A 9,481-nucleotide genomic window follows, 5' to 3' on the forward strand; every position below is an offset into this window, starting at 1 on the left:
CGGGCGGTAGCCTCGCCGCATGGGTGATCACGTTGAGCAGATCCGGCCGCTCGACGCCTCGATGGACGAGGAGTGGTCGCGCAGGACGCGGGAACCGCACCTGCGCGCCGTGTCGGCCTCCCGGCACCGGGACGGGCACTGGTGGTGGGTCGGCGTCGATGTCATGGAGTTCGTCCGTACCGAACCGCTGGAATCCGAGCTGCGCCGCCGCATCGCGGAGGCCCTGGCGGGCGTCGGCGGCGTCACCGGTGTCGAGGAGGAGGACCGGGAGGTGTGGACGGTGACCGGCACCCCGGCGGGCAGGGCGCTGGTGGAGGCGGTCGCTCAGGTGGTGGACGACCTGGCCGACCGGACGCGCGGAGCGTTCTAGCGCGGTGCTCCCGTGTGTTCCCGGTGCGGGCGGCGGGCGGCGGCGGGTACGGCCACCGGTGAGCCCCGGTCCGTGCAGGCGGAGCATCAGGCGGTGGCCGGTGGCCGCCGGTCACGGCGGGAGGACCCGTCCGGGAGGATGCGGGCGCTGGACCGCGGGTCCGGCCGGACGGCGGACCGTGTCCGGGCGGAGGAGCGCTTCGATATCGGTGCGGTGGAACCTGCGGTGTCCGCCCGGGGTGCGGAACGAGGCCAGCTTGCCCTCGTCCGCCCAGCGGGCCACGGTCACGGCGGTCACGCGCAGCATCCGGCCGACCTCCCCGCTGCTCAGGGGACCGGTGTTCTCTGCGGGTTTCATGGGCGAGCGGTGCTCCGGGAGTTCAGGAGGACGGAGGGGCGGAGGCGGACCCGGCGTCTTTCAGAAGGCGGTCGATGTCGGTCCGCCGGAGGCGGTGGTGGCCGCTGGGGGTGCGCACGCCCGGGAGGCGGCCGTGCGCGATCCACCGGGTGACGGTCTTGGCGTCCACTCCGAACAGGGCGGCGACCTCGGCGGGGGTGACCAGCTCGGGCAGGGCGGGCCGAGCGGGCCGGGGGTCGTGGGTGCTCATGGGGCCTTCCATTCGTGCGGGTGGTGGTCGCTGTACTTCACGGGAACGCCCGGCGATATCCGGGACCTGGGCCGGGACGCCACGGGGTCAGGGAAGGCGCACGCTCGCACCGCACCGGCGGCAGGTCTGCCGCTTGCGGTCGGCGCTCCATTTCCAGTCGTGCGGAGGGCAAACGGGAGCGGTCGCGTTGCGGCGGGGCAGCGGGAGGCGTTCGCCGGTGCGGGGCCGCGGGACCTGGCGGCGGCGGGGGGCCGTGAGGCGCAGGAACTCCGCGACCGTGAGTTCTTCGGGGGTGCTCACGGCGCTCCCGTGAGTTCGGTGACAAGGTGGCGGGCGATCATGTCCTCGGTTCCGCGGGCACCCACGTTGAGGGATTGGTCCCCCTGGTCGGAGGCCGGTCGGTACCAGCGGTTCGACATCAGGCGCAGGGTGACCACCCGCGGTTCGTGGGAGGTGTGGGAGACGACGACCCCGTCGTCGACCCCGGGATCGCGCTCGGCCCGCAGCCCGCGGCGGCGGCACGCGGAGAGCATGGCCAGCAGAGAGATCTCCGCGTCGGGAGCAAATTTGGTTTCAGGGTGTATCCGCTGCTGTTCCTGGGTGTCCATAGGCTCAGGGTGGTCCGACGCGGCTGTGTTCCCAAGTAAGTGAGTCGTATCTCCGAAAGACAGAGCGGGACGGGGATCGTTCTCGGTACGGTCGGGAACATGGAAGAACTTCCCCCGGAGAACGAAGCCCCCGGGTCTGCTTCCCCGCTACCTGATGGCCCGCCGCCATCGTTCGGGCTCGCACTCCGCGCCGAGCGTAAGAACGCCGGGTTCACTCTGCGAAAGTTCGCAGCGGTTTCGAACTTCGCAGTGTCGACACTGTCCCGCTGGGAGAACGCGAGGACCTCCCCCGTACGTGCTGATGTGGAGAGGCTCGACAAGGCCCTGGGGGTCAACGGGCGCCTGATCGCCGAGTGGGAAGCGGCCAACAGTGACGGGATTCCGTCCTGGATGCGTTCCCCCGGAATGCGCGAAGGCCGAGCTGTGGCCATCGACATCATGTCGGTGAATTTGGTTCCAGGGCTGATCCAGTCTCCGAAGTATGCGCGAGCGGTATTTCGTGCGTTCCACCCCCGGAAGGATGACTCGGAGATAGAACGTCTCGCTCAACTCCGGGTGTCCCGTTACGAGTCGTTGACCAGGAGGAATAACCCTTTGGTCACAGCCGTTTTTCCGCTTCACCCATTGCGGCATCTGCCCCCGGATGTGCGGGAAGACCAGGTCAGGTACCTGTTGCAGCACCTGGAGCGTGGTCGCCTGGTCGTATACCTGATTCCGGAGACGACTCCGATTCTGGCGGTGTCATCGTCCGCACAGATCTACTACCTGCCCGAGGGGCGGACGGTCGCCACTTCCGACCTTGTTCGGGGGAACGTGCTGTTGGAGAAGCCGGGCGACACCGAGACGGTAGAGTCCCTGGTACGTGACTTGATCGGACTCGCGTCTCCCCGGAGTGAGTCGGTGGCGTTGTTGGAAGGAACACTTTGATGACAGATGGCTTCCGCAAGAGTTCGTACAGCAACGACGGCGGCAACTGTGTCGAGGTCCGGGAGCATACGACGGGCGCGGACGTGCGCGACACCCAGAACCGCGAAGCCGGACACCTCAGCTTCAACCGCACCGAGTGGCTCGCCGCCCTCGCCGCAACCCTCACCACGTAGGCACCACGGCAAAAGCCCTGCGGCAAAGGCCCCGGGGACGACCCGGAAATCCGTCTTCTCCCCGGGGCCCGCTGGTGCCACGGGTAGAAGGCCCTCCGCCCGCCCGGCAGAGCGCGGATACCGGCTTCCGGGGTCGTGTGAAGGGATCGGGCCCGCGTCCCCGGACCGACGATCGCACCCCCGCGCCGACTAGTCGGACCTGTGGGCCAGATGGTTTTCCAGGGAGTCCAAGACCAGGTGGACATCGGTCCACGGGTAGTCGTCATAGCGGTCGCGGGGAGTCCGCGCGCCCTGCCTGCGGGCCCGCTCCACCCCCGGCGCGAAGTCCGCGAAGTCGGTGCCCTTGCGCCCCCTGTTCTTCGAGCCCTTGGCCCACTCCGGAACCGTCTGCTCCAGAAGGCGCACGGTGTCACGCACGGTGTGGCAGCCGGTCAACCGTCCGCGATCCATGTGGTGCAGGAGCAGCCACACCTCGAAGCACGGGTGGGACACCGCGGTTTCCACCGCTGCTTCGGTCCCCTTGCACGGGGTATCGCGCGCCTTCCTGCGCAGAGCGCCGACGTCCTCGCCCTCGGTGTCGAACACGGCCCACATCTCGCTGTAGCCCTCGGTCCGACGCTCCATGGCCTCACGCACGATGAGCGCGCCCTCGGTCCGCTTGGCGACCTCGACCATGGGCTCGGGTCCCCTCCCGCTCAAGGGCCGGGTGGAACGGAGGTGTCTGCGCAGCCCGTCGAAGTAGGCCTCCTCGGTCTCCCCCTCGCAGAGAATGAGCAGCGCCGGGTGTTCACGGCGCGGCCCCGGGCGCCTGCCCGTGCTACGTCGTCGGGCCATGGGGGTGTCTCACTCTCGGGGGCGGGGCCGTAGGGCCTTGATGAACAGCTCTTCGTCGATGAAGGGGACCGCGCCGTAGCGGCCGACGAGGTAGCGCCGGTCCCGGTTCTCTTCGTCCGCGGTCTCGAAGGAGGACAGCGGGTAGAGGGTGGTGGCCCCGTCGTGCCCCTTCTCGGTCAGCCAGATCTCGTCCTCTGTCAGGACCTCCCTCCCCCGGATACGGCCGAGGAGGTTGGTGTCGTGGCTGGTGAAGACGAGCTGCGCGCGGTTGGGGTTGTTCTGCGGGTCGTTGAAGAGGGAGACGAGGGCGCCGGAGAGCACGCTGTGCAGGCTGGTGTCGAGTTCGTCGACGACCAGTGTCGAGCCCTCTTTCAGAACGCGAATGAGTTCCGATCCCAGCGCGAGGACCGCCCGGGTGCCTTCGGATTCCTGCTGGAGGCGGAGCGGCCGACCGTTGTCCTCCCCTTTGTGGCGGAAGAGTATCTTCTTCCTGTTGCGCAACTGCCGGGGGGTCAGATAGCCGACTTCGCCGCTGGAAAGGTCTTCCGGGATCATCTGGACGACGTAGCCGTTGATCCCCGTGTCGGCGGAGGCCGCCATCTCCGCCAGGCGCCCGACGAGTTCTTCGTCCTCGACGGCGTTCCGGGGGATCTCGTAGCCCTTTCCACCCCCCCATGTCTTCAAGGAGGACAGGAACCACTCCCTCACCGTGCGCAGGTCCTGAACCGCGTCCGAATGGAACATGGCAGGCCTGACGTTGGCCAGCACCGAGATGAGGAGCTTGTGGGGACTGATGTCCAGCAGGTCTGTGAGTTCCGGCGCCCCCGGATCGTTCTTGGCATAGGAGATGGCCTCGCCCTCCCGTTCGAAAACGGGGCTCTCCGACCCGTCCGGGCCGTGGGCATAGAGCCACTCCTCCATGACCCTGTGGTCGTCGACCACGAACCCGTAGTTGAAGCGGGCCCCGCCCAAGAGGATGTCGACCGCGTACGTGGAGGGCTTGGAGGATCCGGCGCCGTCCAGGAGAAAAGGATCGCGAATGATCTCGGTTTCCGGGTGCTCTCCGGCGAAGACGGCGTCGAGCGTGATCGAGTCCTGGTCCGTGACCATTCTTCGCATGAACTCCAGCGCACCGACGACGGAGGACTTTCCGGAGGCGTTGGCGCCGAAGATCCCGGCGACCCGGAGCGGGGTGATCTCTCCGGGGGGAGGGAAACCTTCCTCGCCCTGCGCTGCCGAAGTGAGCAGGAGTTCTTGCTCGTCGCGGATGGATCTGTGGTTCTCCACGCGAAAACTCAGCAGCATTCCATCTTCTCCCACCAACATCCTGCCCGGGCGCCGGACCGTGACCGCCTCTCCAACCTTAAGGGGGTGGGCTGCACCGGGGGCGTGGAGAGCGGGGGCGGGGTGTCGGTATCCGAATGCGGCCGGGCACGCTGCCCCCACTCCGAGCGGGAGTGAGCCGTCCACAGGTGAGGGGGAGCGGCTGCGGGAGGGGACGCGGGCAGGAGAGGATGGATGCGGGGCGCCGTACGCCGCCGGTGCCGGGGCCATGGTCCCCCCGATTCCACGCTAGCCCGCGCCCGCACGCTGCCGCCGCGGCACAGACATCCATCAGCTGTGTTCTACGCCGTGCCGCGTTCGTAACTCCAGGATTTACCGGACCCCCGATACTCCTCCACAGGGATGGGCTTCACCCCGTCGGTCATTCGCTCCTTGTAGACCATGCCGTGCAGGTGATCCACTTCATGTGCCACGAGACGGGCCAGGGCGTCCGCGAACACGGTGATAGCGGTACTCCCGTCCAAGAGGGTGTGCTCCACTTCGATGCGACGCGCGCGCGGGACAACCCCGCGAACGTCGAAGAAACTCAGGCAACCCTCGTACTGGGAGTCCGATTCCGAAGACTCACTGATGATCACGGGGTTGAGCAGGACCAGTGGCGTGGAATCGGGATCTGGGGGGAACACCAGCGCGGCCGCCCGATCGATGCCGATCTGTGGAGCCGCCAACCCCATGCCCTTGCCGAAGTGATGATGGTCGCGCACACGCTGGACCGCGCGGTGCAGTTGGTCGATGACCTCATCGGCATCACTCGCCTCCGTGGGAAGGCGAAAAAGTCTCGCAGTCCGCGTCAGTATTTCCTCGCCCTCCTGCACGATTCCTGCCGCTCGCATACGGTCGCTGGCTGTCCGGAGCGGAGGTCGAGTGTCACTGTCCTGATCAGAGCCGTTGCGCCAGCGCCACTCCAGCCTGTAGCGGGCTCCGATGGGAGGGTCGTTCGTGTGCCAGGCGAACGATGTTTCACCGCCTTGCCGGCGGCTCTGCACCGCAGAACGCAGGGGTACCGCCGAAGCCGTCGTCGAGGTCTCCGTACCCCAGACAACGGGTTCCAGCGAGGTCGGGAAACGCAACTCCACGCTCACAGCCCGGGTCGGCAACCGGATGGCTCGCTGGAACCATTGACCCCACTGGTCCGCCCCGACGACATAGGAGTACTCCAGTCGAGCGGATTGCCCCGGGTAGAGAGGGAACATCGAATGCTCGTTCTCGAAACTCAGCCAGACTTCTTTGAAGGAGTCCCGATCGTGTTTGGGCACCCATGCCATGGGCTCGCCGTCACAGGAAGCGGTCAGGTTCAGCCTCTCCCAGGTGAGCGGACGTTCGCGGTAGAGCTCGTTGGACAGATCCGGGTGCCCCGGAAACCGGTCGACGCTGATGCGCACGAGGTAGCGGGTCACCGGTTCATGGCCGCCGTTGACCACATGGCGACGCATGGACGCGGTGTAAACACCTTCGCGATAGCTCAGCTCAGCGTGGTCGAGATCCACGAACAGCTCACCGCTCCCCGCGGACGAAGCTTGCGCGGCGGGTGCCTTCTGCCATGACCGCCAAAGGTCCCCGCCGCTGGACAGCTTCCTCTCAGCCAGGCGCACGAACTCTTCGCTGGCGGGGTAGCGCCCGGACTCCACGTGGCTGATGTAGGAGGGATCGAAGCCCATCGCCTCGGCGAGGGCCTTCTTCGTCAGGCGGCGCTGTTCGCGCCAGTGGGCGAGAGCGGCCGGGAAATCAGCGGGGTGAGGGGTCGCCATGCCGTTGATTATCGCGCACACGGATCGTGATCACCTGAGTGAAGCGTGACTGAACCGGTCTCATTCTGGCCTCACACCACCATCTTCGATTCTCCTCGAAGTACCGTTGCCGCCCGCTTCGCGTCCACCCCGGGCGAGTTGTCGAGCACCCCCCGACCAAGGAGGAAGCCGTTGAGCGTGTTCGCGACCGAGCACAAGTCCGCTCCCCACTACCTGGACATCGCAGCGAACACCCACGGCGAGGAAAAGGGATTCCTTGTCGTGAAAGCACTGGAACGGCTGGAAACGCGGCGCCCCCACGTGGTGGAGATCGGCCCCGGCGGCGGTGCCGCGGTCGGCTTTCTGGCCTCTCGGCTGCGCGAACCCCGGCACGGGGACGGTCAGGTGCACCTGACCCTGGTCGAAGTCCCGGGAGTCACGTCGCAGGCCTTGTCCCGGGTCGTGGACGAGTTCAACGAGGTCGGGAGTTGCGAACTCGTCCACGGCCTCGCCCAGGACCTGGGGTCCCTTCTGTCACGCCCGGCCGATGTCGTCAGCGCCTCAGCGCTGGTGCACGAGGTCTATTCCTACGGAGGAGGGTACGGCGGACTGCATGCGCTCATCCGCATCCTCGGCTCGGTGATCGAACCCTACGGGTACTTCGCTTACCGGGACCTGTTCTCCGTAGCGGACCGCTGCCTGCACGAACGTGTCACCCACGCCTATGACGCACCCTCCTGGCTCAGGTTCCTGCGCATGTTCACCCCGCGCTACCTGAACCACGGAAAGCACTCCTACCACCACATCCGCGACCAGGTGACGGCGCGCCAGGACTCACGGCTGGTGGAGGTCGCGGACCTGGACGTGGAGACCTGCGCCGTGATCGGTGCGCCCATCGGGTTGTTCCGCGAGATCCAACGCCACTACATCACTTTCCGCGACCATGTCTGGCGATCCGGAGTTCTGGGTTTCATCCCGATACTGGACGGGGAGCTGTCCGCGGAGTGGTTGGACGCGCGGACCGGGCACAAACTCGTGCACTACATCCTTTCCAGTACCGAGTGGCTGCCCAGGAGCTGCCGGGACATGTTGGAAGCCCTGAGCGAGCCTTATGCCGACCATCGCACCGTTGACGGGGACATCTTCGACCTGTGCACCGACCTGGCCCTGGACGCCTTCCTCGCCGCCGCGGAGCAAGGAGATCCCGTATGTGAGCGCGTGTGGGAGGAGTGGAGCGCCCGGGAGGGGCGTGAAACCTATGCTTATCTGACCATAGATGAACTGATCACAGAATTCGCGGTCACCTCGGCCCGGGCGAATCCCTCCCGCCCGACCGTGCTCCTGCCCTCCTCAGCCGAGGACATCGTGGTGAGGCAACGCCACTACTACAATCGCTACCTCACCAAACGGCTCGCCAACCCCCTGCCGGACGCCAAACAACTGGTGCTGTTCCGCAACATCCCGGTGACGGATTCCCGGACCCTGGGCGAGGCACTGGGCGGGGTACAAGAGTCGGTCGGCAAGCACAACCTCGCCCGCGTGTACGCGGCCCTCAACCCTGGACGGGGATGATCCCGGTGGACCTGGTCGAGATCGAGCGCAAGCGTGCTCTAGGAGAGTGGGAACCGCTGGAAGACCGCCTACGGGAAGCGGGTTTCGCCCCCACCGGCCCGGTGGTGGAGGTCGACACCTATTACAGCCGCCCCGACGTGGACTTCCTGGAGACGGTCGAATGCCTGCGGGTGCGCGAAAGCGCGGGCCGGTGCGAAGTCACCTACAAACCGGCCTCCGACGGCGGCGCACACGGCGCGGGCGGTGTCGTCGCCAAACAGGAGACGAACGTGGCGCTGGCCGACGGAGGTGAGGCCGCGCACGCGCACCGGCTGCTGGAGGCGCTGGGCATGGTCCTGCTGGCGCGGGTCGAGAAGTCGCGCACCTGCTACCGGGCCCCAGGCCGGCCGGACCTGTCCGTCGTGGTGGACGCGGTCGCGGGTGTGGGCTCTTTCGTGGAGACCGAGCTCGTCTCGTCCGACGAACGCGAGGACGTCGTGCGCCGATTGGAGGAGGTCGAGCGGCTTCTGGGGCTGGAGGCCCTCCCCGTGGTGACCCTGCCGTACCGGGACCTGGTGCTGGCGGCGGCGGTTTCCCGCGGTGCCGCGGAGCAGGGGCCACCAGCCGATGGGGCCGTCCACAGGTGAGGGGGAGCGGCTGCGGGAGGGGACGCGGGCGGGAGAGGATGGATGCGGGGGCGCCGTACGCCGTCGGTGCCGGGGCCATGGTCCCCCCGAATTCCACGCTAGCCCGCGCCCACGCACCCCCGCCGCCCTTTGCTCCGGCCTGTGGACGGCCCCTGCGGGTCGACGGGCGCGCGGGACGTGTGGCCGTCGGTGCTCTGACCTCGTGTGGTGTGTGCGGGCTCCCCGGTGTGCCGGGGAGCCCGCGATGCGGTCAGTGGGTGAGGGTGAAGGTGGCCCAGGTGTGGGTGCCGATGTCGCCGAAGGGGCACAGGGGTGAGTATCCCCAGGCTGTGGACAACTCTTCGATCATGAGGAGTCCGCGCTGGTCCTCGGCCTGTTGCCATTGGGTGGTGCTGCGGGTGCGGGGGAGGGCGGGGACGGTGCCGCCCAGGCCGTCGTCGGTGAAGCCCAGGGTCAGCGTGTGGTCGTCGGCCTGCCAGAGGGTGCGCACCACGCCGCCGTCGTGTCCGGAGGCGGTGTACTTGACGCAGTTGGCGAACAGTTCGCTGCCGCACAGCACGAGGGTGTCGACCGTCTCGTCGTCGAGCCCGTCCAGGTCGGTGCGCAGGTCGCGGCGCACGGCGGACAGGCGGGGCAGCTCGCCGGGGTAGAGGCGGTGGGTCCACAGACGGTTCGGATTCATGCTCCCACTCC

12 protein-coding genes are annotated in these 9,481 nt (G+C 67.6%); 5 read left to right on the forward strand and 7 right to left on the reverse strand.

Going from position 1 to position 9,481, the window contains the following annotated elements; genetic code table 11:
- Window positions 1–19 precede the first annotated feature (19 nt).
- Complete coding sequence (locus BUE45_RS08935) at window positions 20–370, forward strand: hypothetical protein (protein WP_073377370.1); 351 nt, start codon at window positions 20–22, stop codon at window positions 368–370.
- A gap of 111 nt (window positions 371–481) precedes the next feature.
- Here the strand turns inward: BUE45_RS08935 and BUE45_RS08940 are convergent, their stop codons facing one another.
- From BUE45_RS08940 to BUE45_RS08950, 3 genes are all read right to left on the reverse strand, one after another.
- Window positions 482–727, reverse strand: a complete 246-nt coding sequence (locus BUE45_RS08940; RefSeq protein ID WP_073377374.1) for a helix-turn-helix domain-containing protein — start codon at window positions 725–727, stop codon at window positions 482–484.
- 22 nt (window positions 728–749) lie between these two features.
- A complete protein-coding gene (locus BUE45_RS08945; RefSeq protein ID WP_073377378.1) occupies window positions 750–977 on the reverse strand; it encodes a helix-turn-helix domain-containing protein in 228 nt (75 codons plus the stop codon).
- Between the two features lie 296 nt (window positions 978–1,273).
- Window positions 1,274–1,585, reverse strand: a complete 312-nt coding sequence (locus BUE45_RS08950; protein WP_143173301.1) for a hypothetical protein — start codon at window positions 1,583–1,585, stop codon at window positions 1,274–1,276.
- A 99-nt stretch (window positions 1,586–1,684) separates the two neighbouring features.
- Between BUE45_RS08950 and BUE45_RS08955 the strand changes: the two genes are divergently transcribed.
- Window positions 1,685–2,512: a helix-turn-helix domain-containing protein gene (locus BUE45_RS08955; RefSeq protein WP_084737044.1), complete on the forward strand. Its 828-nt coding sequence runs from the start codon at window positions 1,685–1,687 to the stop codon at window positions 2,510–2,512.
- Window positions 2,512–2,685 carry a DUF397 domain-containing protein gene (locus BUE45_RS08960; RefSeq protein ID WP_073377385.1) on the forward strand — a complete coding sequence of 58 codons (174 nt, stop codon included), beginning with the start codon at window positions 2,512–2,514 and terminating at the stop codon, window positions 2,683–2,685. The genes BUE45_RS08955 and BUE45_RS08960 overlap by 1 nt, the downstream gene beginning before the upstream one ends.
- A 189-nt stretch (window positions 2,686–2,874) precedes the next feature.
- Here the strand turns inward: BUE45_RS08960 and BUE45_RS08965 are convergent, their stop codons facing one another.
- The 3 genes from BUE45_RS08965 to BUE45_RS08975 form a co-directional block, all read right to left on the reverse strand.
- Window positions 2,875–3,519, reverse strand: a complete 645-nt coding sequence (locus BUE45_RS08965; protein ID WP_073377387.1) for an RloB family protein — start codon at window positions 3,517–3,519, stop codon at window positions 2,875–2,877.
- 9 nt (window positions 3,520–3,528) lie between these two features.
- Window positions 3,529–4,824 (reverse strand): AAA family ATPase, encoded by a 1,296-nt coding sequence (locus BUE45_RS08970; RefSeq protein ID WP_073377388.1) that lies wholly within the window; start codon window positions 4,822–4,824, stop codon window positions 3,529–3,531.
- A gap of 320 nt (window positions 4,825–5,144) precedes the next feature.
- Window positions 5,145–6,611: a peptide deformylase gene (locus tag BUE45_RS08975; protein ID WP_073377530.1), complete on the reverse strand. Its 1,467-nt coding sequence runs from the start codon at window positions 6,609–6,611 to the stop codon at window positions 5,145–5,147.
- 171 nt (window positions 6,612–6,782) lie between these two features.
- Between BUE45_RS08975 and BUE45_RS08980 the strand changes: the two genes are divergently transcribed.
- Window positions 6,783–8,162, forward strand: a complete 1,380-nt coding sequence (locus BUE45_RS08980; RefSeq protein ID WP_073377389.1) for a hypothetical protein — start codon at window positions 6,783–6,785, stop codon at window positions 8,160–8,162.
- A 5-nt stretch (window positions 8,163–8,167) separates the two neighbouring features.
- Window positions 8,168–8,788 (forward strand): class IV adenylate cyclase, encoded by a 621-nt coding sequence (cyaB, locus tag BUE45_RS08985; RefSeq protein WP_073377532.1) that lies wholly within the window; start codon window positions 8,168–8,170, stop codon window positions 8,786–8,788.
- Between the two features lie 250 nt (window positions 8,789–9,038).
- Here cyaB and BUE45_RS08990 read toward each other — a convergent pair.
- Window positions 9,039–9,481: ATP-binding protein (locus tag BUE45_RS08990; protein WP_342746018.1), on the reverse strand; the 443-nt coding region annotated here is incomplete at its 5' end.

It is taken from the genome of Nocardiopsis flavescens (genome assembly GCF_900141985.1).
Taxonomy (GTDB): Bacteria; Actinomycetota; Actinomycetes; order Streptosporangiales; family Streptosporangiaceae; genus Nocardiopsis; species Nocardiopsis flavescens.